General features: G+C 70.3%; 19 protein-coding genes. 2 read left to right on the forward strand and 17 right to left on the reverse strand.

Going from position 1 to position 25,511, the window contains the following annotated elements:
* Nucleotides 1-147 precede the first annotated feature (147 nt).
* The 9 genes from ABH941_RS15580 to ABH941_RS15620 form a co-directional block, all read right to left on the reverse strand.
* Complete coding sequence (locus ABH941_RS15580) at nt 148-1,020, reverse strand: thioredoxin domain-containing protein (RefSeq protein ID WP_370129760.1); 873 nt, start codon at nt 1,018-1,020, stop codon at nt 148-150.
* 66 nt (nt 1,021-1,086) lie between these two features.
* Nucleotides 1,087-2,655: an ArnT family glycosyltransferase gene (locus tag ABH941_RS15585; RefSeq protein ID WP_370129761.1), complete on the reverse strand. Its 1,569-nt coding sequence runs from the start codon at nt 2,653-2,655 to the stop codon at nt 1,087-1,089.
* A 69-nt stretch (nt 2,656-2,724) separates the two neighbouring features.
* The gene (dxs, locus tag ABH941_RS15590; RefSeq protein WP_370129762.1) at nt 2,725-4,629 is read right to left on the reverse strand and encodes a 1-deoxy-D-xylulose-5-phosphate synthase; all 1,905 of its coding nucleotides are present in this window, start codon (nt 4,627-4,629) and stop codon (nt 2,725-2,727) included.
* Nucleotides 4,630-4,895: 266 nt separating this feature from the next.
* Nucleotides 4,896-6,161, reverse strand: coding sequence for a sugar ABC transporter permease (locus tag ABH941_RS15595; RefSeq protein WP_370129763.1), 1,266 nt, complete (start codon nt 6,159-6,161; stop codon nt 4,896-4,898).
* Nucleotides 6,158-6,937 (reverse strand): ATP-binding cassette domain-containing protein, encoded by a 780-nt coding sequence (locus ABH941_RS15600; RefSeq protein ID WP_370129764.1) that lies wholly within the window; start codon nt 6,935-6,937, stop codon nt 6,158-6,160. The genes ABH941_RS15595 and ABH941_RS15600 overlap by 4 nt, the downstream gene beginning before the upstream one ends.
* Nucleotides 6,938-7,183: 246 nt before the next feature.
* Nucleotides 7,184-8,308: a sugar ABC transporter substrate-binding protein gene (locus ABH941_RS15605; RefSeq protein ID WP_370129765.1), complete on the reverse strand. Its 1,125-nt coding sequence runs from the start codon at nt 8,306-8,308 to the stop codon at nt 7,184-7,186.
* Nucleotides 8,309-8,429: 121 nt separating this feature from the next.
* Nucleotides 8,430-9,650 (reverse strand): ROK family transcriptional regulator, encoded by a 1,221-nt coding sequence (locus ABH941_RS15610; protein ID WP_370129838.1) that lies wholly within the window; start codon nt 9,648-9,650, stop codon nt 8,430-8,432.
* Between the two features lie 239 nt (nt 9,651-9,889).
* Nucleotides 9,890-11,170, reverse strand: coding sequence for an MFS transporter (locus ABH941_RS15615; protein WP_370129766.1), 1,281 nt, complete (start codon nt 11,168-11,170; stop codon nt 9,890-9,892).
* 84 nt (nt 11,171-11,254) lie between these two features.
* Nucleotides 11,255-12,601 carry a GH1 family beta-glucosidase gene (locus ABH941_RS15620; protein WP_370129767.1) on the reverse strand — a complete coding sequence of 449 codons (1,347 nt, stop codon included), beginning with the start codon at nt 12,599-12,601 and terminating at the stop codon, nt 11,255-11,257.
* A 109-nt stretch (nt 12,602-12,710) separates the two neighbouring features.
* Here ABH941_RS15620 and ABH941_RS15625 point away from each other — a divergent pair, with 109 nt between their 5' ends.
* Entirely contained in the window at nt 12,711-13,328 is a 618-nt protein-coding gene (locus tag ABH941_RS15625) for a TetR family transcriptional regulator (RefSeq protein WP_370129768.1), read from the forward strand.
* A 61-nt stretch (nt 13,329-13,389) separates the two neighbouring features.
* Here the strand turns inward: ABH941_RS15625 and ABH941_RS15630 are convergent, their stop codons facing one another.
* Nucleotides 13,390-14,730 carry a glycoside hydrolase family 18 protein gene (locus ABH941_RS15630; protein WP_370129769.1) on the reverse strand — a complete coding sequence of 447 codons (1,341 nt, stop codon included), beginning with the start codon at nt 14,728-14,730 and terminating at the stop codon, nt 13,390-13,392.
* Between the two features lie 153 nt (nt 14,731-14,883).
* The gene (gene acnA, locus ABH941_RS15635; protein WP_370129770.1) at nt 14,884-17,592 is read right to left on the reverse strand and encodes an aconitate hydratase AcnA; all 2,709 of its coding nucleotides are present in this window, start codon (nt 17,590-17,592) and stop codon (nt 14,884-14,886) included.
* A 196-nt stretch (nt 17,593-17,788) separates the two neighbouring features.
* Here acnA and ABH941_RS15640 point away from each other — a divergent pair, with 196 nt between their 5' ends.
* Nucleotides 17,789-17,974, forward strand: coding sequence for a hypothetical protein (locus ABH941_RS15640; protein WP_370129771.1), 186 nt, complete (start codon nt 17,789-17,791; stop codon nt 17,972-17,974).
* 28 nt (nt 17,975-18,002) lie between these two features.
* Here the strand turns inward: ABH941_RS15640 and argF are convergent, their stop codons facing one another.
* The 6 genes from argF to ABH941_RS15670 form a co-directional block, all read right to left on the reverse strand.
* On the reverse strand, nt 18,003-19,004 hold the full coding sequence (gene argF, locus ABH941_RS15645) for an ornithine carbamoyltransferase (protein ID WP_370129772.1): 1,002 nt from the start codon (nt 19,002-19,004) through the stop codon (nt 18,003-18,005).
* A gap of 100 nt (nt 19,005-19,104) precedes the next feature.
* Nucleotides 19,105-19,623 (reverse strand): GNAT family N-acetyltransferase, encoded by a 519-nt coding sequence (locus tag ABH941_RS15650; protein WP_370129773.1) that lies wholly within the window; start codon nt 19,621-19,623, stop codon nt 19,105-19,107.
* 48 nt (nt 19,624-19,671) lie between these two features.
* Complete coding sequence (locus tag ABH941_RS15655; RefSeq protein ID WP_370129774.1) at nt 19,672-22,230, reverse strand: polynucleotide kinase-phosphatase; 2,559 nt, start codon at nt 22,228-22,230, stop codon at nt 19,672-19,674.
* Complete coding sequence (locus ABH941_RS15660) at nt 22,227-23,720, reverse strand: 3' terminal RNA ribose 2'-O-methyltransferase Hen1 (protein ID WP_370129775.1); 1,494 nt, start codon at nt 23,718-23,720, stop codon at nt 22,227-22,229. The genes ABH941_RS15655 and ABH941_RS15660 overlap by 4 nt, the downstream gene beginning before the upstream one ends.
* Nucleotides 23,721-24,451: 731 nt before the next feature.
* Nucleotides 24,452-24,706 carry a hypothetical protein gene (locus tag ABH941_RS15665; protein ID WP_370129776.1) on the reverse strand — a complete coding sequence of 85 codons (255 nt, stop codon included), beginning with the start codon at nt 24,704-24,706 and terminating at the stop codon, nt 24,452-24,454.
* Between the two features lie 227 nt (nt 24,707-24,933).
* Entirely contained in the window at nt 24,934-25,464 is a 531-nt protein-coding gene (locus ABH941_RS15670) for a cupin domain-containing protein (RefSeq protein WP_370129777.1), read from the reverse strand.
* Nucleotides 25,465-25,511 lie beyond the last annotated feature (47 nt).

Genomic DNA, 25,511 nt, shown 5'->3' on the forward strand with positions numbered 1-25,511 from the left:
GGAGCCGTCAGCGGCACGTCGGTCCATCTGTGATGCTGCCAGTCGAAGCACGTCCCGCTCGGTAGGCGTGAGCGGGACGTGTCTGCGCGGGACGAGTTACGCCCCGCGGTGGGGTCCGGTAAGAGCGGGCCACACCCGATTCTTCCGTCAGGGAGTGCTTGACGAGGCCGAGGCCGACGCGGAGGCGCTCGGGGCGGTCACCACCGCGGCTTCGCTGGGCAGCGGGGCGACCTTCGCCGCGTTGATCACCGTGTCGGTGAGCTGCTTCAGGGTGGCCTTGGAACCGTTGCCGACCAGGACCACGGGCGTGCTGTCGCCGGTGGTGGCCATGGTGAGCACCGGGGCGCTGCCGTATCCGGCGGCGGTGAAGTTCTTCTGCGAGTCCTGCACCCACACCTTGTGGTCGCCCTTGTCGAGGCAGGCACGGAAGACGTCGGTGTCCAGCGCCTTGACCTTCTTGGCCAGAGAGATCAGCTTCGCGTTCGAGGCGTAGGCGTCGTCGGTCACATCCGCGGGCTGGTGCTCCAGCAGCACCTTGCGGTACTGGGCGAAGTCGGCGACCGAGGTGTCGACGGCACAGGCCAGCGCGTTCCCGGCCTGCAGCGAGCCGGTACCGCCGTGGGCCGCGTCCGTTCCGGTGGTCTCGCGGTAGGTGACATTGGCCGCCCCGGAGGCGACCAGTTGCGCCAGCGTGGCGTCGTACTGCTCGGCGAAGGCCAGCGAGGCCGGGTCGCGCATGTCCTCGTAGACGGTCAGGGTGACCGCCGCGTGGCCCCAGACCGGCACCGCGAGGTTCTGCGTCCCGGTGGCCGTGGCCGGCGGGCTGAGCTGCTTGGACTTGTGGTCGCGGACCAGCGAGCCGACGAAGCCCGCGGCGACGAACACCGCGACCACGCCTATCCCGGCCACCACCCAGCGGCCGGTGGAACTGCGCCGCACCGTGTCGCCGGTGCCGACCGCACCCACCTGGTCCTGCTTCGTCCCGTCGACCGCCGGGACCTTGCCTGCGGAGCGCTTCACCGTGGTTCTCTCTCCTCGCCGTCCAGCCGTGCACCCGACAGGATGCCATGGCCGGCTGGGAGTCCTTCACCCGGGGACGCGGCAGGTCTGCGGATCCTTGAGCCGGTAGATCACCGTGGTGCCGTCGGTGCCCACCTTCTGGTAGTGGGCCGCCAGCAGGGCCTGCATCGGGGCGATGTACCTGGGGGCGTACGGTGCGCTGCCGGAGTCGTCCACGACCACCTCGGGCAGCTGTTCGGACATCTCCGCGTCGAAGGTCTTCCAGGCGTTGGCCATGCCGTCGGCCACGCCCACGCTCTCGGGGTTCCGGCCGCCGGAGTAGTTGGTGAGCAGACCCGCGGTGAGATAGCGGGTGGCCGGCTTGCGGTCGGCCAGCCAGTACATCTCCGGGTGCATGCCCCAGACCAGCACCGAGTCCTGCGGCTTGGTGTCCTTGGTCACCTCGGCGGCCACCGACTCGGCGTGCTGCAGCGGCTGGTGCGGCCAGAGGAAGCCGAGGACCACGAAGGCGGCACTGGCCGCGAGCGAGTACACCAGCACCGGCTTCCAGCGGGCCGCCCCCTTGGCCACGGCGCCGACCCCGAGGAGCACCAGCGGCGGGATCAGCTGCAGGTAGTAGTGGCCGAAGAAGTGGAACCCGGTGATCACGCCGAGCCCGGAGGATCCGAACCAGATCCACAGGTCGACGTCCTCCCGCACCCGGCGCCAGCGGCGGGCCAGCGGCACCAGCAGCCCCAGCGCGGCGACCGCCAGGATCGCGGCGTTGCCGAAGGCCCGGCCGAGCATGTTGAGCCAGGCGCCGTCCAGCGAGGCGTACTCGCTGCTGCCGGTGATCACCCAGAAGGCGAAGTTCTTGACTCCGGTGGAGAGCGCGATCACCGTCACCGGCAGCCCGAAGCCGAAGGCCAGCGCCGCCAGCGAGGTACGCGGCCGGGAGCCGCCCGGCCTGCGGCTGTCCTGGCGCAGCAGCCAGAGCACGGCGAACAGCACGGCGCCGCCGGTCTGCTTGGTCAGCCCGGCGGCGGCCACCGCCGCCCCGGCCGGGCCCCAGCGGCGGTTCTGGGCGAACCAGAAGGCGGCGGCGGTGGCCGGCAGCATGAAGACCTCGAAGGTCGCCGCCTGGCTGTCCTCCGGCGACAGGCCGATGGAGACCAGCAGGTACAGCGCGCCCGCGGCGGCGCCGGCCCGGTTGCCCCAGCGCTTGCGAGCGATGGCGGCCAGCAGTACGGCCGTGGCCAGGTGCGCGCCGATGGCGAGTACCCGCAGCGGCCACAGCGAGGTCGAGCCGAAGAGGGCGAAGGCGCCCTCGTACAGCCAGGGCAGCAGCGGCGGCTTCCGGTCCACCACGGTGTCGTAGAGCACCCCGCCGCCGGCCAGCATTCTGGCCTGGGTGGCGAGGTAGCCCTCGTCCGGGCTCCAGACCGTACGGGCGAACGACGGCAGATGGGTGAGCACGGCCAGCGCCCCGTACAGGGGCACCAGCCGGGCCCAGTAGCCCGTGCGCAGCGCTTCGCGGGCGCGCGCGACCATGATGCCGAGGGCGCCCAGCGAGAGGCTGCCCAGCGGCAGAGCGGCTGAGCCGCCGTTCATCCTCAGCTCGGACGAGCGGCGGCGGTCCGGCGGCTGATTCGACACAAGGGCCACGCTACCCGGTGACTCCGTGGTCACGCAGGCGGGTTTGGCCCTGGCGGACGAACCCGCTGATCAGACCGCGGCGGCCGCCGTGACCTTGGCGACGACGCCGGCCACCCGCTCGGCGATGGCGGGACCGGTGAGCCCGATCTGCTCCAGGATCTCGTTGCGCGAGGCGTGGTCCAGGAACTCCTGCGGGATGCCGAAGTCGCGCAGCGGCACGTCCACCCCGGCGTCGCGCAGCGCCTGCGCGATCGTCGCGCCGACGCCGCCGACCCGGCCGTTGTCCTCGACGGTGACCACGACACGGTGCTCGGCGGCCAGCCCCGGCAGGGCCGGGTCGACCGGCTTGACCCAGCGCGGGTCGACCACGGTGCTGCTGATCCCCTGGGCGGCCAGCAGCTCGGCGGCCTCCAGGCAGGTCGCGGCCATCGCCCCGACCGCGACCAGCAGGACGTCGGCGCGCACCGAGCCGACCGGCTCGCCGCTGTCGCGCAGCACGTCCATGCCGCCGATCCGGCCCACGGCCGGGATCGCCGGGCCGACGCTGCCCTTGGAGTAGCGGACCACGGTGGGCGCGTCCGACACCGCCACCGCCTCGCGCAGCTGGGCCCGGAGCTGGTCGGCGTCGCGCGGCGCGGCCAGCCGCAGGCCGGGGACGACCTGGAGGATGGACATGTCCCACATGCCGTTGTGGCTGGCGCCGTCGGTGCCGGTGACCCCGGCCCGGTCCAGCACGAAGGTGACCCCGCAGCGGTGCAGGGCCACGTCCATCAGGACCTGGTCGAAGCAGCGGTTGAGGAAGGTCGCGTAGACCGCGACCACCGGGTGCAGCCCGCCGGTGGCCAGGCCCGCCGCGCTCACCGCGGCGTGCTGCTCGGCGATCCCGACGTCATACGTCCGTTCGGGGAACTCCTTGGCGAACGGGGCCAGGCCGACCGGGTGCAGCATGGCGGCGGTGATGGCGACCAGGTCGCGGCGCTCGCGGCCGAGCGCCACCATCTCCTCGCCGAAGACCGAGGTCCAGTCCTGTCCGGCCGTCTTCACGGGGAGGCCGGTGTCGGGGTGGATCACCCCCACGGCGTGGAAGCGGTCCTCCTCGTTCTGCTCGGCGGCACGGTAGCCGCGGCCCTTCTGGGTCAGGCAGTGCACGATGACCGGCCCGCCGAAGCCCTTGGCGCGCTTCAGCGCGGACTCCAGGGCCTGCTCGTCGTGGCCGTCGATGGGGCCGATGTACTTCAGGCCGAGGTCCTCGAACATGCCCTGCGGGGCGATGAAGTCCTTGAGGCCCTTCTTGGCGCCGTGCAGGGTCTCGAAGATCTGCTGGCCGACCACCGGGGTGCGCTGCAGCGCGTCCTTGCCCCAGCTGAGGAAGCGCTCGTAGCCCTGGGTGGTGCGCAGGGTGGCAAGGTGGTTGGCCATGCCGCCGATGGTGGGCGAGTAGGAGCGCTCGTTGTCGTTGACCACGATGATCAGCGGACGGTCCTGGGCCTCGGCGATGTTGTTCAGCGCCTCCCAGGCCATCCCGCCGGTCAGCGCGCCGTCGCCGATCACCGCGACCACGCTGCGGTCGGTCAGCCCCTGCAGCTCGTTGGCCTTGGCCAGGCCGTCGGCATAGCCGAGCACGGTGGAGGCGTGCGAGTTCTCGATCACGTCGTGCTCGGACTCGGCCCTGGACGGATAGCCGGACAGGCCGCCCTTGACCCGCAGCCGGGAGAAGTCCTGACGGCCCGTGAGCAGCTTGTGGACGTAGCTCTGGTGGCCGGTGTCGAAGAGGATCCGGTCCTTCGGGGAGTCGAACACCCGGTGCAGGGCCAGGGTGAGCTCGACCACGCCGAGGTTGGGACCGAGGTGGCCGCCGGTCTTGGACACCTCCTCGACCAGGAAGCCCCGGATCTCCTCGGCCAGGACGCTGAGCTGCCCCGGGCTGAGTCGGTCCAGGTCGCGGGGTCCCCGAATGCGGGTCAGCAGGGCCACCCGTTCCTCCTTGCGTCGTCGACTCCGTCGTCGTTGGACAACGGAGAGACCTGAGTCTAGTAGGGACCGCTCCGAACGGTGGCACCTGAGGGCCCGTCCGCGGGCATGCGACTGCCCGGCACCGGAGCGGTTCGGTGCCGGGCAGTCGGCGTGGTGCGGGGAAAGCCCCGCATCCCGCAGCCACCGGCCGCGTCCGCAGCGGACCTCCCCCTCAGAGGTCCGTCCCGGAACTGTCGGGCCGGTGGAGCCGATGGAGCGTCGAAGCCTCAGGCGCGGCCGGAGGACTTCTGGGTGCGGCGCGACAGCGAGTCGACGACCACGGCGGCCAGCAGCACGCCACCGGTGATCATGTACTGCACCGACTGCGCCTCGCCGAGCATGAACAGCCCGGCGTTGATGGACTCGATGACCAGCATGCCGAGCAGCGCCGACCAGACCTTGCCGCGCCCGCCGAAGAGGCTGGTGCCGCCGATGACCGCGGCCGCGATGGCCATCATCAGGTTGTTGGGGTCGGAACCGCCCTGGTTGGCGGAGCTGATGGTCGCGGAGATCACCAGGCCGCCGAGGGCGGCGAAGAAACCGGAGATGGCGTAGACCGAGATCCGGATCGCGGCGACGTTGATACCGGCGCGACGGCTGGCCTCGATGTTGCCGCCGACCGCGAAGATCTTCCGGCCGTAGCTGGTGCGGCGCAGCACGAAGTCGCAGATGATCAGCGCGGCGAGGAAGAACACCAGGTTGTTGGGAACGCCCTTGTGCAGGTTGAGCACATACGCGGCGCCGAAGGCGGCGATCGCGAGCACGACCGTGCGCAGCACGATCTCGCTGGTGGGACGGAACGGGACCTTGGCGGTGCGGCGGCGGCTCTGCTCGCCGAGGCTGCTGATCAGCAGTGCGGCCACGCCGACCCCGGCGAGGATGTAGGCGCCGGCGATGTCGCCGTTCAGGAAGAAGCTGTTGCCGCCGAAGAGGTGGATCAGACCGGTGTCCGGCAGGTTGATGGTGCCGGTGTCACCGAGCAGCCACAGCATCAGGCCGTTCCAGCCCAGGAAGCCGGCCAGGGTGACCACGAAGGCCGGGACGCCGATCTTGGCGAAGACGAAGCCGTGCAGCGCGCCGATGGCCGCGCCGGTGGCCAGGGCCGCGACGGTGGCCAGCCAGAGGTTGACCCCGTGGGTGACCGAGAGCACCGCGAAGATGGCCGCGGACAGACCGCTCACCGAGCCGACCGAGAGGTCGATCTCGCCCAGCAGCAGGACGAACACCAGGCCGATGGAGAGCGTGCCGATGCCCACCATGTAGTAGGCGATGTACTCGAAGTTGGACGCCGACAGGAAGTTGCCGTTGGAGGCGGCGAAGGCGGCCCAGATGATGATCAGTCCGATGATCACGGGCAGCGAGCCGAGCTCGCCGCCGCGGATCTTGCGCTTGAACTCGCTGAGGTAGCCGGAGAAGCCCTGCTCGCGGACGAGCAGCCGCGGGTCGATGGCCTGCTCCACCGCGGGGGCGGGGGTGTCGATGTTGTTGCTCACTTGGTGGCCTCCGCCGTGCGGCTCTGGCGTCGGGTCACCGCGTTGTCGGTGGCACCGGTGATCGCGGCGATGATGGTTTCCTGAGTGGTCCCCTGGACCGGGAACGTCCCGTTGTTCTTGCCCAGCCGCAGCACGGCGACCCGGTCCGCGACCGCGCGGACGTCGACCATGTTGTGGCTGATCAGGATGACGCCGAGGCCGCGCTCGCGCAGCCGCTCGACCAGGTCGAGGACCTGGGCGGTCTGCTCGACGCCGAGGGCGGCGGTGGGCTCGTCCAGGATGACGACCTTGGGGTCGCCGATCAGCGAGCGGGCGATGGCGACCACCTGGCGCTGGCCGCCGGAGAGGCTGGCGACCGGGATGCGCACGCTGGGTATGCGGATGGACAGGGTGCTGAGCAGTTCCTGCGCCTTCTGCTCCATGGAGACCTCGTCCAGGGTCCCGCGGCGCTTCAACTCGCGGCCCAGGTAGAGGTTGTTGACGACGTCCAGGTTGTCGCAGAGCGCCAGGTCCTGGTAGACGGTGGCGACGCCGAGGTGCTGGGCGTCCTGCGGCCGGTTGATGTGGACCGACCGGCCCTCCCACTCGATGGTGCCCTCGTCGATCGGGTGAACGCCCGCGATCGTCTTCACCAGGGTGGACTTGCCGGCGCCGTTGTCACCGACCAGGGCGACCACCTCACCGGCGTGGACCTCAAGCTCGACGTCCGTCAGTACCTGGACGGCGCCGAAGCGCTTGGAGACCCCGCGCAACGCCAGTACGGGTGCGCTTGTCACGTAAACCAACTCCTTAACCACCCGGTGCCTCGGGTGGGTTGCCGCGCCGTCCCGGGCGCAGACGGGTATGCGATGTCCAACTCGGGGCGCTGAGCCCCGGCCCCCTGCGACCAACCGGACGCCCGGGGCTGATGCCCCGTCACTTGTCCATGGTCCCGCGCCGAGCCCCGCGCGGGAATCCTTCCGGCCGGTGGCCGGGATCGGATGTCCCACGCGGGGCGATCGGACTGGGTTGCTGCTCGGCTGCTACTGGATGCCGGCGGCGGTGCAGGCGGTCTTGTAGGCCGCGGTGCAGATGTCGGCGGCGGTCCACAGGCCGTCCTTGACCACGGTGGACTCGACGTTCGCCTTGGTGACCAGCTGCGGGGTCAGCAGGTCCGAGGGGACGCTGTCGCCCGAGCCGCTGGTCTTGGTGGTGGTGGCGACCGAGGAGATGCTGGTGCCGTTCAGCAGGTCGACCGCGAGGGTGGCGGCGGCGTCGGCCTCGGGCTTGTACGCCTTGTAGACCGTGTACGCCTGGGTGCCGGCGATGATCCGCTGGATCGCGTCGAGCTGCGCGTCCTGGCCGCCGATCGGCAGGTTGCTGATGCCGGCGTTCTTCATCGAGGTGACGATACCGGCGGCCATGCCGTCGTTCGCCGAGTAGAAGCCGGCGATGTTCTTCGCGCCGACCTGGTTGATCGCGGCGGAGGCCTTCTGCGCGGCGACGTCGGACTTCCACAGACCCGAGGCGTCGTAGGCGATGGTGAGCTTGCCCTTGACCGCGGCCTGGAAGCCGGACTTGAAGTCGGCGGCGTTGGGGTCGGCCGAGTCGCCGTCGATCTCGACGATCTTGGCGGACGGGGTGGCCTTGGAACCGAGGGCGTCCAGCAGGCCCTGGCCCTGCAGCGTGCCGACGGCCACGTTGTCGAAGGAGACGTAGGCCGAGACCGCGCCCTGGGCGAGACGGTCGTAGGCGATGACCTTGATGCCCTTGGCCACGGCCGCGGTGACCGAGGACTTGATCGCGGCCGAGTCCTGCGCGTCCACGATGAGGACCTTGACACCAGCGTTGATCATGGTGGTGACCTGCTGCGCCTGGGTGGCGGCGCTGCCCGCGGCGTTGGCGTACTGAACCGTGGCGTTGGGAGCGAGCTCCTTGATCTTCGCCTCGATCAGCGGCTTGTCGAACTTCTCGTAGCGAGTGGTCTGGTTCTCCGGGAGAAGCAGACCGATGGTGCCGGTACCGGCAGCGGCGGCGGTGGAGCCGGTCGCAGCAGCCGAGGTGGTGGAGGAGCTGGAGCTGCTGCCGGCCTTGCCACATGCAGCCATACCGAGCGCCATCGAGACTGCAGCAGTCACGACAACAGTGCGGCGAAGAGAAGTGTTCATCTTTTGGGGTGCCTCCCTGACGCGGTCGCCACTTTGCGACCGAGGTGTGAGGGAGTCAACCTCCCTGGTGAGGCTGGCGTCAATAAGTAAATCCTCACCACCGCCAATCCGAACCTTTTCGTTATCTTCCTGAAGGCACGACCGCAACAGAACGGGCCGAATCCCTACCGTCGGTGGCCGGCAATGCCCCAGAGTCACCCATCTCCGACATGACCAGCGCCAGCGCCCCGAGGACCTCGGCGCGGCCCCCCAGCGTGCCCGGGACGACCGACAACTGACGGGCCGCACTGGGGATGGCATAGCGGGCCACGGACTCCCGGATCGGATCCAGCACCAGGTCACCGGCCTCGGCCAGGTCGCCGCCGAGGATCACCCGGCGCGGATTCAGCAGGTTGCAGAGGTTGGCGACACCGGTGCCGATCTGCCGCCCGACGTCCGCCAGCACCCGCCTGCACCCCAGGTCGCCGCGCTGGGCCAGCTGGACCACCTTGGAGAGCGTCAGATCGGTGCCGTGGCTGCTGGCCAGCAGGTTCAGGACGTGACGGGAGCCGACGAAGGTCTCCAGGCAGCCGCGGTTGCCGCAGCGGCACACCGGGCCCGACTCGTCCAGGGTGATGTGTCCGATCTCACCGGCCGTCCCGCCCGGGCCGCGGTAGATCTGACCCGAGATCACCAGCCCCGCGCCGACACCGCTGGCGACCTTGATGTAGGCCAGGTCGGACAGGCCGCGGCCGGCCCCCCAGACCAGCTCGCCCAGGGCGCCCAGGTTGGCGTCGTTGTCGACGTAGACGGGCATCCCCAGCCGGCTGGAGAGCTCACGCCCGGGGGCGATCCCGGTCCAGCCCGGGAGGATGGCGGTGGATCCCAGCGCCCCGGTCTCGCCATCGATGGGCCCGGGCACGCCGAGGCCGACGCCGATCACCTTGTCCGGGCGGAAGCCGGTCTGCTCCAGCAGCCGGGCCACCAGCTGCTCGGCGCGGCCGAAGCCCTGGTCCGCCGAGGCGTCGGTGTCCAGCGGCTCGCTCTCCTCGGCGAGCACCCGGTGGGCCAGGTTCCCCACCGCCACCCGGAGGTGCGAGTGGCCGAAGTCGACGCCCACCACGATCCCGGCGTCGGCGCTCAGCGAGACGCTGCGGGCCCGCCGTCCGCCGGAGGAGGTCGGGGTGACCACGACGGTGCCGACGTCCTTCAGCTCCCGCACGATGTTGGACACCGTGGCGGCCGACAGGCCGGTGGTCCTGGCGATCTCGGCCTGGGTCAGTGAGCCGGCCATCCGGACCGCTCTCAGCACCCGCTCCAGATTGGCCCGATGCAGAGAGGACTGCGATCCTGGCGTGTCCACGGACATGTTCCACCCTCCCAGGACCTGGCGACCCGACCGTCCACCAGGGCCCGCCGCGACGTTGCGGCCAAGCTCAGTTACAACTTATGAAGCCTAAGCTCAGCCAATGGGGTGTTGTCACGTCAAGGCTGAAGGCCGATCGTTGCGAAACCTATGCCGGGATGCGGGGGGATTGGGATGATTTGCCCAGCAGGATTGTTTGGTGTCGCGCGGCTCCGACAACCGGACGCGGCTTCGAGTCAGTCGACCGAGCGGACGTTCCGGACCAGCACTCCGCCCAGCACGGTGACCGCCGCGGTGGCGAGGTAGAGCCCGGTGTAGCCGCCGAGCCAGGCGACGATCGGCGCGGCCAGGGCGGGCGCAAGCACCTGCGGCCCCGAGTTCGCGACATTGATCACACCGAGGTCCTTGGCCCGGTCCAGGGCGGCCGGCAGCACCTGGGTCACCAGTGCCTGGTCCACCGCGAGGTAGATCCCGAAACCCGCGCCGAGCACCGCGGCGGCCGCCATCGCCGCCGTCCAGGTGTGAACGAAGGCGAGCAGGACCGCCGCCGCCGCCATCACCGAGCAGCTGAGCACGACGAACGGCTTGCGCCGTCCGAGCCGGTCGGAGATCCGGCCGACCGGGACCGCGGTCAGGGCCGCGAACAGGGTGTAGATCACAGTGAGGATCAGCACGCCGGTGCCGGGGTCGCCGTAGTGGACCGAGTCGGTGAGGAAGAAGAGCAGGTAGAGCGTCGCCAGGGCGTTGCCGAGGTTGATCAGGAAGCGGGTCAGCCAGGCCCAGGCGAAGTCGGGGTGGACGCTGGGGCTGATCCACAGGCCGGCCAGGATCCCGCGCAGGTCGAACGCGGGCCGCAGGGCGCGCGGCAGCACCGGTTCGGGGAAGCGCAGCGCGAAGGGCAGCGCTAGCACCACCGTGAGCAGCGCCAGGCTGCCGTAGCCGGACCAGACGCCGGTGAACAGCAGGGTGGTCAGCAGGGCCCCGAAGACCAGCCCGAAGGACTGCATGATCCCGGTCCAGCCGGAGACCTCGGCCCGCTGTTCGACCGGGACGGTGTCGGCGACCGGGGTGGTGACACCGGCCAGCATGCCGTTCAGCCCCGCCTGGGCGACGCACCAGCCGAGCGCCACGCCGACCACCGTGTGCTGGGCGGCGGTGACGGCGAGCCCGGCCGCTCCGGCGAGGGCGCCGCCGACGATCCAGGGGCGGCGGCGCCCCCAGCGGCTCACGGTGCGGTCCGACAGGGCGCCGGCGAGCGGGTTGGCGACGACGGCGACCAGTGCCCCCGCCCCGGTGACCCAGGCCAGCGCCGTCGACTTGTGGGCCGCGTCGATGTGTTCGAGCTGGAGCGGCAGCAGGATCTGGATCGGCGTCATGAAGGCCATGAACACCGCCAGGGTGGACAGGCTCAGCGAGGCGGTCCAGGCGGGCCCGACCCGGACGGTGGGTTCACCGAGGCCCGCGGACCCCGGGGCGCCGGAACCGTCGAGCGGCGTGTCCACACTGAGCTCGGGCATCTGCACTCCCACCCACCGCGCGGAACGTGAGTCAATCTCACGTTTGCGCGAAGTGTAGTGGTGCACAGCATCCCTGGGAAGGCGTCAGCGCCGACGGTGTTCGGCGATGCGGTCGCGGTACCAGGCGTAGGAGGCCTTGGGCGTCCGGGCCTGTGTCTCGAAGTCCACGTGGACCAGCCCGAAGCGCTGGTGGTAGCCCTCGGCCCATTCGAAGTTGTCCAGCAGCGACCAGGTGAAGTACCCGCGGACGTCCACACCCCGGGCGACGGCCTGCGTCACGGCGTCGATGTGGTCACGGAGATAGTCGATCCTGGCGCGGTCGTCGACGGTTCCGTCCACCAACGCGTCCGACTGCGAGCAGCCGTTCTCGGTGATCCACAGTGGCGGCAGCGCGTCCCGGTAACGCTCCCTGGTGCCCACCAGCAGCTCGGTGAGCCCGTCCGGCACCACCGGCCAGCCGAAGGCGGTACGGAGGTACGGTTCCTCGGGCTCCAGCAGGTCGAAGGGCAGATCCGCGTCCGGGGTCTCGGGCGCCTTGATCCAGGTCGGGTTGTAGTAGTTGAGACCGAGGCCGTCCAGCGGTGCGGAGATGACCGCCAGGTCGCCGTCCCGGACCAGGCCGCCCCAACTCGGGTCGCTCACCCCGTAGCCGGAGAGGTCCGGGTAGCGGCCGAGCAGCAGCGGATCGGTGAACAGCCGGTTGTGCAGGGTGTCGTAGGCCGCGGCGGCCCTGCGGTCCTCGTCGGTGTCGCCGACCACCCGAACGGGCGTGCAGTTGTTGGCGATCAGCACCTCCTCGGCCCCGCGCCCGCGCAGCTCGGCGACGGCCAGGCCGTGGGCCAGCAGCTGGTGGTGCGCCACCGGAAGCGCGTCGAGCATCAGCGCACGACCGGGGGCGTGGAGGCCGAAGGCGTAGCCGTACGCCATGTGCACGAACGGCTCATTGAGGGTGATCCAGCGCTTGACCCGGTCGGCGAGGCGGTCGGCGGTGACCGCCGCGTATTCGGCGAAGCGGTGGGCGGTGTCGCGGTTCAGCCAGCCGTTCTCCTGCTCCAGCGCCTGCGGCAGGTCCCAGTGGAACAGGGTGGGAGTGGGGGTGATCCCGGCCACGAGCAGCTCGTCCACCAGTCGGTCGTAGAAGTCCAGACCGGCCTTGTTGACGGCGCCGGAGCCGGTGGGCAGGATGCGCGGCCAGGAGATCGAGAAGCGGTAGGCGTCCAGGCCGAGGCCCCTCATCAACGCCACGTCCTCGGGGAAGCGGTGGTAGTGGTCGCAGGCGGTGTCCCCGGTGTGGCCGTCCCGGATCGCGCCCGGACGCCTGGAGAAGGTGTCCCAGATCGAATCGCCCTTGCCGTCCTCCCGGGCGGCGCCCTCGATCTGGTAGGCGGCGGTGGAGGCGCCCCAGATGAACGAGTCGGGAAGCTGCGGCATCGGCGATCCACTCCTTGAACAGGCGGTGAGCAGGCATTGAGCAGTTAACATGAGCTATGCTCGCATTTCTTGCTCGCCAACGCTACACCCGATCCGGCAGAGTGGGGGCATGCAGACCGCAGTACGCCGCCGTCCCGTCCAGCGCCGCAGCCTGGAGCGCTTCGAGCGGATCCTGGACTCCTGCGCCGAACTCCTGGACGAGGTCGGCTACACCGGCCTCACCACCAAGGAAGTGGCCCGCCGCGCGCAGGTGCCGATCGGCACCCTCTACCAGTTCTTCCCCGGCGTCGAGGGCCTGCTCGGCGCGCTCGCGGAACGCAACCTGGAGCACTTCACCGACCGGCTCGCCCGCCGCGTCGAGGCCGAGCAGCCCGACCGGATGGGCGCGCTGGTCGATCTCGCGGTCGAGGAGTACGTCGCCATGCACCGCGCCGTGCCCGGCTTCGGCGTGGTGGACTTCGGCGCGATCGGCATCACCGAGGACGAGCAGAACCTGCACCTGCTGGACGACGTGCTGGACAACAACTCGGCCGTGGCCGAACGCCTCTGGACCTTCGCCGCCGACCTGCTGGGCTCCGACGGCGACCGGCCCGACCCGCGGCTCTCCCTGCGGATCGCCCTGGAGTGTGCGGACGCCATCCTGCGCCTGGCCTTCCGCACCGACCCCGAGGGCGATCCCGCCCTGATCGCCGAGTGCAAGCGGCTGCTCCGCGGCTACCTCTCCTGACTCGACAACGGCGCCAGTGCCCGCCGCCCGGCGGGCACTGGCTCCCGTGTCTCATCCGCTGTCAGAAACCGGTGTTCAGACCCTTGTTGAGGGCCGAAACCAGGTCGCCGGCGGCGGTGTCGTTGTCGAGCGACCAGGCCATCACGCCGCCGAGGCCGAGCCAGCGGGAGTAGGCGGCCTTGGTCTCCAGCACCTGGGGCGTGTCATAGGTGTAGAAGGACTGGCTGGCGGCGTCGTACTTGGTGCTGGCGCCGGTGAGCCAGTTGTAGTGCAGCGTTCCTGCGGTGTTGACCAGGGTGTTGTACGGGATGCTGCCGAGGGTGCCGGTGGCGGGCTGGTACAGGCCGTTGTTCGTGGGGCCGACGCCGCTCCAGCCGTAGCCGTAGAAGGGCGTGCCGAGCACGATCTTCTTCGCCGGGACGCCGTGGCTGAGGTAGTCCCAGAGGACGCCGTCGATGCTGTAGTTGAGATCGGCGGCCTTGGCCGGGTCGTTGGGGGCCTGGTGCAGGTTGGCCGCGTCATTGGTCGGCCCGGTCGCCTCCCAACTGCCGTGGAAGTCGTAGGTCATCAGGTTGAACCAGTTCACCGACTTGGCGGCGGTGGACAGTTCGAGCTGGGCGGCCTTGGGGCGGCCGGCCGAGGTGTCGGCGGTGAGCAGGTAGTGCTTGCCGGTCTGCTTGCCCAGCGCGTCCAGCTGACTGCGGAACTCCTGGAGCAGCAGGGTGAAGTTGTGGCCGTCCTGCGGGCTGACCTGGTTGCCGTCGGCGCCGCCGCCGCCCGGGTACTCCCAGTCGATGTCGATGCCGTCGAAGATGTTCGCCGCCGCGCCCTGGCCGCCGTTGACGCCGTCCAGCACCGGCAGGTCGCCCTTGATGAACTGGTCGATGCAGGAGGAGACCAGCTTGGCGCGGGACTCCGGGGTGGCCGCCGCGCTGGAGAAGTACTTCGACCAGGTCCAGCCGCCCAGGGTGATGATCGGGTGCAGCTGCGGGTACTTGGCCTTGAGCTCGCGGAGCTGGTTGAAGTTGCCCTTCAGCGGCTGGGCGGCGGTGTCGGCGACGCCGTTGACCGCCTCGTCGGCGCCGACCGGACGCTGGTAGTCGGCCCAGGCGTCACCCTGTCCGGCCTGGTTGGCCTCGAAGCAGGTGCCGTCGGAACCGACGTTGCCGAAGGCGTAGTTGAGTGTGGTGAGCTTCGCGGCCTGGCCGCTGGTGTCGACCTTCTTGGCCGAGAAACCGCTGTAGATGGACCACTGGGTGAAGAAGCCGACCCGCTGGCCCACCAGGGCCGGTGACGCGGGATGGGCGGAGGCGCTGGGGCCGGCGGCGAGAACGGTGCCGGTGGCGAGCGCGAGAACGGTGAGCAGCCCGGTGGCCTTGTGGCCGGATACGGACAGACGCATGAGCGACCCTCTCAGGGGGTGAGCAGCGCAAAATTGGTCTGGACCAAGTGAAGAACAGGTATAGGCCAATCGACAGGCTCTGCACAAGAGGTGAGAGGAAACAGCAGCGCCCCCGCCGTGGTTCGGCGGAGGCGCTGCTGGAGTGATCAGGTGTTACTTGGCGATCAGCGACCGCAGCACGTACTGCAGGATGCCGCCGTTGCGGTAGTAGTCGGCCTCACCGGGGGTGTCGATACGGACCTTGGCGTCGAACTCGATATCGCCCGCCTTCACCTTCACGGTCTCCGGGATGCCGCCGTCGTTCAGCGCGGTCACACCGGTGATGGAGAAGGTCTCCTCGCCGGTGAGGCCCAGGCTGTCGGCGCTGGCGCCCTCGGGGAACTGCAGCGGCAGCACGCCCATGCCGATCAGGTTGGAGCGGTGGATGCGCTCGTAGGACTCGGCGACCACGGCCTTGACGCCCAGCAGCGCGGTGCCCTTGGCGGCCCAGTCGCGGGACGAGCCCGAGCCGTACTCCTTGCCGGCCAGGATCACCAGCGGGACGCCGGCGGCCTGGTAGTTCTGCGCGGCGTCGTAGATGAACGACACCGGCGCGTCCGCCTGGGTGAAGTCGCGGGTGTAGCCGCCCTCGGTGCCGGGGGCGATCTGGTTGCGCAGCCGGATGTTGGCGAAGGTGCCGCGGATCATCACCTCGTGGTTGCCGCGGCGCGAGCCGTAGGAGTTGAAGTCGCGCTTCTCCACGCCGTGCTCGGTGAGGTACTGCGCGGCCGGGGTGCCCGGCTTGATGTTGCCGGCCGGGGAGATGTGGTCGGTGGTGACCGAGTCCCCCAGCTTGGCCAGCACCCGGGCGCCGGCGATGTCGGTGACCGGGCTCGGCTCGTGCGCCATGCCCTCGAAGTACGGGGGCTTCCGGACGTAGGTGGACTCGCTGTCCCACTCGAAGGTGTTGCCGGTCGGGATGGGCAGCGACTGCCAGCGCTGGTCGCCCGCGAAGACGTCCGCGTAGTCCTTGGTGAACATGGCCTGGTCGATCGAGGAGGCCACGACCTCGGCGATCTCCTTCTCCGTCGGCCAGATGTCGGCGAGGTAGACCGGCTTGCCGTCGGCGTCGGTGCCCAGCGCGTCCCGGGTGATGTCGACGTTCATGTTGCCGGCGATCGCGTAGGCGACCACCAGCGGCGGCGAGGCCAGGTAGTTCATCTTGACGTCGGGGTTGATCCGGCCCTCGAAGTTGCGGTTGCCGGAGAGCACCGAGACAGCCGCGAGGTCGTGCTCGTTGACGGCCTTGGAGACCTCGTCGGGCAGCGGGCCCGAGTTGCCGATGCAGGTGACGCAGCCGTAGCCGACCAGGTTGAAGCCCAGCTTCTCCATGTAGGGGAGCAGGCCGGCCTTCTCGTAGTAGTCCATGACGACCTTGGACCCGGGGGCCAGGGTGGTCTTGACCCAGGGCTTGGCGTGCAGGCCCTTCTCCACGGCCTTCTTGGCGAGCAGGGCCGCGCCCAGCATCACCGAGGGGTTGGAGGTGTTGGTGCAGGAGGTGATCGAGGCGATCACGACCGCGCCGTTGTCGATCTCGTAGGTGGTGCCGTCGGGGGCGGTGACCAGGGTCGGCTTGTGGATGCCGTTGCCGCCGGCCGGGACGTCGGAGGCCGGGAAGGACTCCTTGCCGGCCTCGTCGTCCAGGGTGATGTAGTCGCGGACGGCGCTGCGGAACTTCTCGGCCGCCTCGGCGAGGATCACCCGGTCCTGCGGACGCTTGGGGCCGGCGATGGACGGCACCACGGAGCCGAGGTCCAGCTCGATGTACTCGGAGTAGACCGGCTCGACCGACGGGTCGTGCCACAGGCCCTGGGTCTTGGCGTATGCCTCGACCAGGGCGAGCTGCTGCTCGCTGCGGCCGGTCAGCTTGAGGTAGGCGATGGTCTCGGCGTCGATCGGGAAGATCGCGCAGGTGGAGCCGAACTCCGGCGACATGTTGCCGATGGTGGCCCGGTTGGCGAGCGGGATGGCGCCGACGCCCTCGCCGTAGAACTCGACGAACTTGCCGACCACGCCGTGCTTGCGCAGCATCTCGGTGATGGTGAGCACCAGGTCGGTGGCGGTGGCGCCGGCCGGGAGCGCGCCGTTGAGCTTGAAGCCGACCACGCGCGGGATCAGCATGGAGACCGGCTGGCCCAGCATCGCGGCCTCGGCCTCGATGCCGCCGACGCCCCAGCCCAGCACGCCCAGGCCGTTGACCATGGTGGTGTGCGAGTCGGTGCCGACGCAGGTGTCGGGGTAGGCCTGGCCGCCGCGGACCATGACCGTGCGGGCCAGGTGCTCGATGTTGACCTGGTGCACGATGCCGGTGCCCGGGGGGACGACCTTGAACTCGTCGAACGCGGTCTGGCCCCAGCGCAGGAACTGGTAGCGCTCACGGTTGCGGCCGTACTCGATCTCGACGTTCTGCGCGAAGGAGTCCTTGGTGCCGAACTTGTCGGCGATGACAGAGTGGTCGATGACCAGCTCGGCCGGGGCCAACGGGTTGATCTTCGCCGGGTCGCCGCCGAGCTCCTTGACGGCCTCACGCATGGTCGCCAGGTCGACGACACAGGGGACGCCGGTGAAGTCCTGCATGATCACGCGGGCGGGCGTGAACTGGATCTCCTGGCTGGGCTGCGCGGTGGCGTCCCAACTGCCCAGCGCACGGATGTGGTCGGCGGTGATGTTCGCGCCGTCCTCCGTGCGGAGCAGGTTCTCCAGGAGCACCTTCAGGCTGTAGGGGAGGCGCTCGGCGCCTTCTACCTTGTCCAGCTTGAAGATCTCGTACGACTCGTCGCCCACCTGCAGCGAGCTGCGGGCGTCGAAGCTGTTGGCGGACACGACTGTCTCCCTGAGTGTCTCTGGTGCGCGGTGACGCGATCATACCGAGGATATCTTGATGTCGAGATAACCATAGTGCATCCCCGTTGACGCGGCGAAGCAAGGACACCCTCAGCAAACCCCTCCGTTCGGACCGGGGCGTACGGTGAGAAGTGCTGGAGCCGGACGTACCCATTCGAGAGCGTGAGGCACACCCATGAGCAGCCTGTTGAACGGTCTGGGCGATGCGGCGGGCACCGTCATGAACGTGACCAGCGATGTGGCGCTGACCGGGTTCCTGGTGCTGCTCGGGCTGCTGGTGGTCGGGGCCCCGCTGTACATGCTCTACGCCGTGCTGAGCAGTCTGCGGCCGGGCAGCCAGCGGTCGGCGGCACGGAAGTAGCTTCCGCACCGCCGCGGCGGCTTTGGGCTCAGTCGCCGAGGGTGGCGACCAGGACGGCCTTGATGGTGTGCAGCCGGTTCTCGGCCTGGTCGAAGACGACCGAGTGCTCGGACTCGAACAGCTCGTCGGTGACCTCCAGCTCGGTCATCCCGGTCGTGGCGTGCAGCTGCCGCGCGACCTCGGTGCCGAGGTCGTGGAAGGCCGGCAGGCAGTGCAGGAACTTCACGGCCGGCTTGCCGGTGGCACGGACGGTGTCCATGGAGACCTGGTACGGCGTCAGCAGTTCGATCCGCTCGGCCCAGACCTCCTTGGGCTCGCCCATGGAGACCCAGACGTCGGTGTAGAGGAAGTCCGCACCGAGCACGCCCTCCGCCACATCGGCGGTGAGGGTGATCCGCGCCCCGGTACGCTCGGCCAGCGCGGCGGCCTCGGCGCGGACCTCGGCGGTCGGCCAGAGCTGCTCGGGGGCGACGATGCGGATGTCCATCCCCAGCATGGCGCCGGTGATCAGCAGCGAGTTGCCCATGTTGTTGCGGGCGTCGCCCAGGTAGGCGAGCGCGACCTCGGGCAGCGGCTTGGTGCTGTGCTCCTGCACGGTCAGGATGTCGGCGAGCATCTGGGTCGGGTGCCACTCGTCGGTCAGCCCGTTCCAGACCGGGACGCCGGCGTGGGCGGCCAGCTCCTCGACGATCTGCTGGCCGTGGCCCCGGTACTGGATGCCGTCGAACATCCGGCCGAGGACCCTGGCGGTGTCCTTGATCGACTCCTTGGCCCCCAGGTGGGAGCCGCTGGGGTCGAGGTAGGTGGTGTGCGCGCCCTGGTCGGCCGCGGCGACCTCGAAGGCGCAGCGGGTCCGGGTGGAGCCCTTCTCGAAGACCAGCGCGATGTTCTTGCCGCGCAGCCGGGGCTGCTCGGTGCCCGCGTACTTGGCCGCCTTCAGCTGGGCCGACAGGTCGAGCAGGAAACGGAACTCCTGGGGGGTGAAGTCCAGCTCCTTGAGGAAGTGCCGGTGCCGGAGGTTGAAGGCCATGGCGGTCTCCTGGGATGACGGGGGCGGGGGCTGATCCAGCAATTCTATACGTAAGTCGGCATGAATATGCGATCAGCCCCGTCCCTGTTCCCGCCAGGGGTCACCCGAGGACGAGTTCCATCTCCAGTTCCCAGGCCGAGGGGTCCAGCGGATAGGGGACGGTCCCGCCGGTGCGGACAAAACCGCGCCGCTCGTAGTAGGCGATCGCGCGGGCATTGGCCTCGTGCACCTCCAGCAGCAGCCGCGGCACCCGGGCCGTGTCACGGGCCCAGGCGATCACGGCGTCCAGCAGGGCGTCGGTCACGCCCAGCTTGCCGCCGCGGTGGTCCGGGTGCACCCAGACGCCGACCAGCCAGGCGAGGTCCGCGGCGTCCTCGGGGACGTAGGCGTTCATCCCGCCGACCCAGTCGCCGGTGGCCTGCTCCACGGCGGCGTAGGAGGTGCTGCCGGGGCGGGTGCCCCGACCGGCGCGGAGCACCCACTCCTCCGGTGCGCGGCCCAGAGCCTGCTCATAGGTCTCCAGGTAGGCCATCGGGGTGTCCTGGATCATGGCCAGCCGCATGCTCCGGACCCGGTCGGCGTCCTCGGGCTGGATGAGGTGGATGCGGTACTCGGACATGCTGCTCCTTGCAGAAGATGGGACTCAGGGATACCGAGCCGCAGGGATTCAGAGCCGGGGGTCGACCGGCTCCGACTCCAGGGCCAGGACCGCGAAGACGGCCTCGTGGACGCGCCACAGCGGCTCGTTGGCGGCGAGGCGGTCCAGGGCCTCCAGGCCGAGGGCGTACTCGCGCAGGGCCAGCGAGCGCTTGTGGCCCAGGGCACGCGAGCGCAGCCGGTCCAGATTGGCCGGGAGGGTGTAGTCGGGGCCGTAGATGATCCGCAGGTACTCGCGGCCCCTGACCTTGACCCCCGGCTGTACCAGCCGCCCGCCCTCGGGGCGCACCAGCGAGGCCAGCGGCTTGACGACCATGCCCTCTCCCCCGGCCGCCGTCAGCGCCTCCCACCAGCGCACGGCGGCGGCGACGGACTGCTCGGCCGCGGTGTCCACCAGCAGCCGTCCGGTGCGCCTGAGCAGACCGGAGGCGTCGGCGTCGACCAGCGCGTCGATCCAGGCGAGGTGCTGGTCGTGCGGACGGACCGCCAGGTCGGCGCCCTCGGCGGCGAGGATCTGGAACGGGGCCAGCCTGATCCCGTCCAGGCCCTGCACCGGCCAGCAGTACTGCCGGTACGCCTCGGTGAAGGCGTCGGCGTCGGCCCGGCGCGCGGACTGGCGGGCCGTCAACTCGTCGGTGTCGACGCCCCGGGCCCGGGCCGCCGCCAGCGCGGTCAGGGCAGCGGGCAGGGCCGCCCCGGCGGCCGCGCCGACCGCCGCGTACTGGCGCTTGAGCAGGCCGACCGCCTTCAGCGACCAGGGCATCAGCTCGGCGTCCAGCAGCAGCCAGTCGCTGCCGAGCTCGTCGAACAGACCGGCCGCGACCGCGGCCGAGCGCAGCCGGTCCAGGATCGCCGAGGTCAGCGCCTCGTCGTCAAGGAAGGCTCGCCCGGTGCGGGTCCAGATCGCACCGCCGGTGGCGACGCCGAAGCGCTTCTCCAGTGCGGCGGCGTCAGCGCCCAGCAGGACGACGGCGCGCGAGCCCATGTGCTTCTCCTCGCACACCACCTGCCGCACCCCGTCCGCGAGGAAGCCGGCGAAGGCCTCCTCGGGGTGCTCCAGGTAGCCGTCGCGACGGGAGGTCGCGACAGGGGCCATGGTCGGCGGCAGGTAGGCGAGCAGCCTCGGGTCCAGCGCGAAGCGGCTCATCACCTCCAGCGCCGCGGCGGCGTTCTCCTCCTTGACGGCGACCCGGCCGTGGTGGGCCGTCTCGACGATCCGGCGGCCCTGGACGTCGCTCAGCGCCAGCGGGCGGCCCTCGCGGCCCCCGGGAGCGTCGGTGATCAGCGGGCGGACCGGCTCGTACCAGACCTGCTCGGCATCGACCTGGACCAGCTCGCGCTCGGGGTAGCGCAGGGCGGTCATGGTGCCGCCGAAGACCGCGCCGGTGTCCAGGCAGATGGTGTTGTTGACGAAGCTCGCGGTGGGGGTCGGGGTGTGGCCGTAGACGACCAGGGCGCGGCCCCGGTACTCCTCGGCCCACGGGTAGCGCACGGGCAGGCCGTACTCGTCGGTCTCGCCGGTGGTGTCCCCGTACAGGGCGTGCGAGCGCACCCGGCCCGAGGTGCGGCCGTGGTACTTCTCGGGCAGCCCGGCGTGGCAGACCACGAGCCTGCCGTCGTCCAGCAGGTAGTGGCTGACCAGTCCGTCGATGAAGGAACGGACCCCGGTGACGAACTCGGCCGGCTCGGCGGCCAGCTGGTCCAGGGACTCCTGGAGGCCGTGGCTGACCGTCACCTTCCGTCCGGCCAGCGCCCGGCCGAGCTTGTTCTCGTGGTTGCCCGGCACGCACAGCGCGTGCCCGGCCGCGACCATGCCCATGACCAGGCGCAGCACCCCGGGGGTGTCCGGGCCGCGGTCGACCAGGTCGCCGACGAACACCGCGGTACGGCCCTGCGGGTGCGCGGCGTCCACGGCGCGGCCCTCGGCGTCGCGGGCCACCTCGTAGCCGAGCCGGCCGAGCAGGGTGACCAGCTCGGACCGGCAGCCGTGGATGTCGCCGACGATGTCGAAGGGTCCGCTGAGGTGCCGCAGGTCGTTGTAGCGCTTCTCCAGGACGATCTCGGCGGCCTCCACCTCGGCCACCCCGCGCAGCAGGTGGACCTTGCGGAAGCCATCGCGCTCCAGGAACCTCAGCGAGCGGCGCAGCTCGCGCTGCTGACGGGGGATCACATGCGGGCTGAAGGCGGCACGATCCGGACGCAGGGCGTTGCGCTGGGCGCAGACGCTCTCGGGGACGTCCAGCACGATCGCGACCGGCAGCACGTCGTACTCACGGGCCAGGTTCACCAGGTGGCGCCTGGACTCCGGCTGCACATTGGTGGCGTCCACGACGGTGAGCCGGCCGGCGGCCAGGCGCTTTCCGGCGATGTAGTGCAGGACGTCGAAGGCGTCCTTGGTCGCCGACTGGTCGTTGTCGTCGTCGGAGACCAGGCCGCGGCAGGTGTCGGAGGACAGCACCTCGGTGGGCAGGAAGTGCCGCGCGGCGAAGCTGGACTTGCCGGAGCCGGTGCTGCCGACCAGGACCACCAGGGACAGGTCGGGTACGGGGAGCTGACGCTTGTCGCTCATCGGTTGGCTGCTTCCTGCGCTTGCTGCGGCTCGTCGGTGCGGGTGAAGGTGGCGAGCTGGGTCGGCGGGCCGACCTCGGGGTCGTCGGGGCCGACCGGTGCGAAGGCGACGCCGTAGCCGTAGCCGTCGGCGACCTGCTCGGCCCAGGCCCGGAACTCGGTGCGGTCCCACTCGAAGCGATGGTCCGGGTGGCGGACATGACCGGCCGGGAGCGACTCCCAGCGGACGTTGTACTCCGCGTTGGGGGTGGTCACCACGACCGTACCGGGGCGCGCGGCGCCGAACACCGCGTACTCCAGCGCGGGCAGGCGCGGCGGATCGACGTGCTCGATCACCTCGGCGAGGACGGCGGCGTCATAGCCGGTCAGCCTGGCGTCGGTGTAGGTGAGGGCGCCCTGGACCAGGCGGACGCGGGCGGCCTGGCGCTCGGACATCCGGTCCAGGTGCAGCCGACGCGCGGCGATGCCGAGGGCGCGCGAGGACACGTCCACGCCCAGGACCTCGGTGATCCGGGGCTCCTTGAGCAGAGCGGCGACGAGACTTCCCTCGCCGCAGCCCAGGTCGACCACCCGGGTCGCCCCGGCAGCGCGCAGCGCCTCGACGATGGCGGCGCGGCGCTGGACCGCGAGCGGGGTCGGCTTCTCCTCGGCCTCCTGCTCGGTCTCCTGCTCGGGGACGGCGTTGTCGATCTCCGCCAGCTCGCGGTCGTCGGCCTCGGCGAGACGGGCCAGCTCCAGCTGCTCCATCGCGCTTCGGGCCAGCGACCAGCGGCGGGCCAGGTACCGACGGGTGATCAGGGCCAGTTCGGGATGCGTCGCCAGCCATCCTTCGCCGACCCGCAGCAGCTTGTCGACCTCGTCCGGGGCGACCCAGTAGTGCTTGGAGTCGTCCAGCACCGGCAGCAGGACGTAGAGCTGGTTGAGCGCGTCGGCCAGTCGCAGCGTGCCGGTCAGCTCCAGGCTGACGTAGCGGGAGTCGCCCCAGTCGGGGAAGGTCGGGTCGAGCGGGATCGGCTCGGCCTGCACCTGCCAGCCGAGCGGCTCGAACAGCCGGCGCACCAGCTCGGGGCCGCCGTCCTGCCCGGCCTTGGCGGGCAGCACCGGAACGGTGATCGTCAGCGGCAGCGGGGCGGCGGCGAGCTCGGGGCGCTGGTCACAGCGGCCCTTCATGGCGCTCTTGAACACTGCGCCGAGCGCGACCGCGAGCAGCGAGGACGCCGCGTAGGGGCGGTCGTTGACGTACTGCGCCAGCGCGAAGTCGGGCGACCCGCCCCGGCCCTTGCCGCGGCCTCGCCGGACCAGACCCACCGGGTCGATCTCCAGCAGCAGCGCGGCCGTGCAGCGCTCGTCCCCGGCCTCGGGATAGAAGACATGCGCGAGGCCGTGCGAGGTGGGGAACGACTGGGCCTTGCCCGGGTGCTTGTGCAGCAGAAAGCCCAGGTCGGAGGCGGGTCGCTCGGGGGCGCCGGTGGTGCTGATCGTCAGGAACACACGGACGAGTATCGCCGGACTCGTCGCCGCAGCCCACCGGCTTTTCCGCTGGCGGCCAAACTGCCAGGTCGTCCGGGAGTGACCCCTCGTGGGGCATACCTCACCAGCACGGGCCCCACCATGACCAGCTCGGGACCTCGCTTGGCGCCGCAGATCGCTGGCGACAGCGGAAACCCGGTGGGATCCCGCACAGGCGTCCCGTACCGTGGCGAGCCATGTGCTTCTACGCCATGCACGCCTATCCACTCCACTACGTGTGCGTCGGGTGCAGGCTCTCCTCCAAGCACTGCCCCTGGCCCGTGCACAGCCACCTCTGCCCGAGCTGCCGCAGGGAACTCGTCTGCGCCGGCCACGACTTCGCCGCGCCCCCACGGGCAGACAAGAGGGCCTGGTCCATCGTCGCCGCTGTCCTCACGGAAGGCCTCCGCTACGACGAGCGGCCCGGCTGCGGCTGCTCAAGCCGACGGGGGCCGCGAGACCTCTCAACGCGTCTCGTAGCCCCTCATCCGGGTTCGGGTTCGGGTCACCTCAGCTTGGCCGGAACCGCGGCGGTATCGGCAGCGTGCGGCAGAGGATCGCGTCCACCACCTGGCATCGATGACGATCGCAGCCAATGAGCGTAGGTGGTCATGCAGTACCGGCAGTTCGCGACGCAGGTACTCGCGGGTGTCCCCGATGCGGCCCCAGTCGTGGTAGTCCTGGCGCGCATCCAGTCGTGCCAGCATCGTTGGCTAGTCGATCTCCAGCAAGAACACATGAGTGAAGCGGTCGCCAATATCTTGCTGGTTGTCCGCACCGCCGCAGACGTACGGAGTCGCTGGCACGGCGGCCCGAATCAGTTCGTCCAAGCGGGCCGGATCCCATGCCCAGCAGTGCTGGGCAAGCCAGGCCAGGTCTGGCGCCGTCGGCTGTTTCGCCACCACGGCGCCGCCAGGATCAACGAACCGGGCAAGCAACGGGTCGTCGTCGGCGTCGATGGATACCATGCCGCGACCGGCCAACATGGCGGCAACCAACCGTGGACTTCCCGGCGCCGGAGGAGCCTGCGATCTGGACAGCGCTCATAGGCGCCTATCGTCGGCCACCTGCGAAGCCGGGGGCAAGCGAGTTCCGCACCATCAGGTGATGCCCGGTTTGGCCTTTTGGTTGAGATGAACAGGCTTGTTGCGGCCTCGCTGGAGGGTCTACGGCCGTGGCAAGGCCCGCCGCCGGGTCACTGGCTCGAGCGGGCGCCGGACGGCGAGGTCAGGCCGTACCGCGCGATGACGTCGGGCAGCCAGTCGGGTTGCCCGAACTGGAGCCCGTACTTGGCGGCGAGCTCTGGTATCGCGTCCTCGGTCGGCGGCGGCCCGTCGGCGAGCATCTCGGCCAGTTCGCGGAAGCAGTGTTCGAAGCCGGCCGGACTGATGATCTCGATCATCCGAGCCGGGACAGGACCGGCGTTCCACATCGTGTGCAGCTCCCCGCGGGGCTTGGTGATGTAGCCGCCGGCGCCCAGGACGACTTCGCGGTCACCGGAACGGAAGCCGATCTCGCCCTCGGTGACGATCGAGTATTCGTCTTCCCGGGTGTGCAGGTGCGGCGGCACCAACGCCCCAACCGGGAAGGGGTGTTCGACGACGGAAACCGAGCCGTTGGTGTCGGCGCCCCAGAGCTTGAAGGCGACCCCGATCGAGCCGAGGTAGCCCTCACCTCCCTCGCCGGGGCGGACAATGGTGAGCGGCGGGGCCAGCGGCTCTGTCATGGTGATCACTCCTCCAAGCAATTTGGAGATACACTGGCGTTCCCCTA

The sequence above is a fragment of the Streptacidiphilus sp. EB103A genome, assembly GCF_041261405.1.
GTDB lineage: Bacteria > Actinomycetota > Actinomycetes > Streptomycetales > Streptomycetaceae > Streptacidiphilus.

Coding starts and splice junctions, on each gene's coding strand:
- ABH941_RS15670 (WP_370129777.1), bottom strand. CDS start 25,464: ATGACAGAGCCGCTGGCCCCGCCGCTCACCATTGTCCGCCCCGGCGAG.
- argF (WP_370129772.1), bottom strand. CDS start 19,004: ATGGCCTTCAACCTCCGGCACCGGCACTTCCTCAAGGAGCTGGACTTC.
- ABH941_RS15665 (WP_370129776.1), bottom strand. CDS start 24,706: ATGGTATCCATCGACGCCGACGACGACCCGTTGCTTGCCCGGTTCGTT.
- ABH941_RS15640 (WP_370129771.1), top strand. CDS start 17,789: ATGAGCAGCCTGTTGAACGGTCTGGGCGATGCGGCGGGCACCGTCATG.
- ABH941_RS15620 (WP_370129767.1), bottom strand. CDS start 12,601: ATGCCGCAGCTTCCCGACTCGTTCATCTGGGGCGCCTCCACCGCCGCC.
- ABH941_RS15605 (WP_370129765.1), bottom strand. CDS start 8,308: ATGAACACTTCTCTTCGCCGCACTGTTGTCGTGACTGCTGCAGTCTCG.
- ABH941_RS15650 (WP_370129773.1), bottom strand. CDS start 19,623: ATGTCCGAGTACCGCATCCACCTCATCCAGCCCGAGGACGCCGACCGG.
- ABH941_RS15615 (WP_370129766.1), bottom strand. CDS start 11,170: ATGCCCGAGCTCAGTGTGGACACGCCGCTCGACGGTTCCGGCGCCCCG.
- ABH941_RS15655 (WP_370129774.1), bottom strand. CDS start 22,230: ATGAGCGACAAGCGTCAGCTCCCCGTACCCGACCTGTCCCTGGTGGTC.
- ABH941_RS15625 (WP_370129768.1), top strand. CDS start 12,711: ATGCAGACCGCAGTACGCCGCCGTCCCGTCCAGCGCCGCAGCCTGGAG.
- ABH941_RS15630 (WP_370129769.1), bottom strand. CDS start 14,730: ATGCGTCTGTCCGTATCCGGCCACAAGGCCACCGGGCTGCTCACCGTT.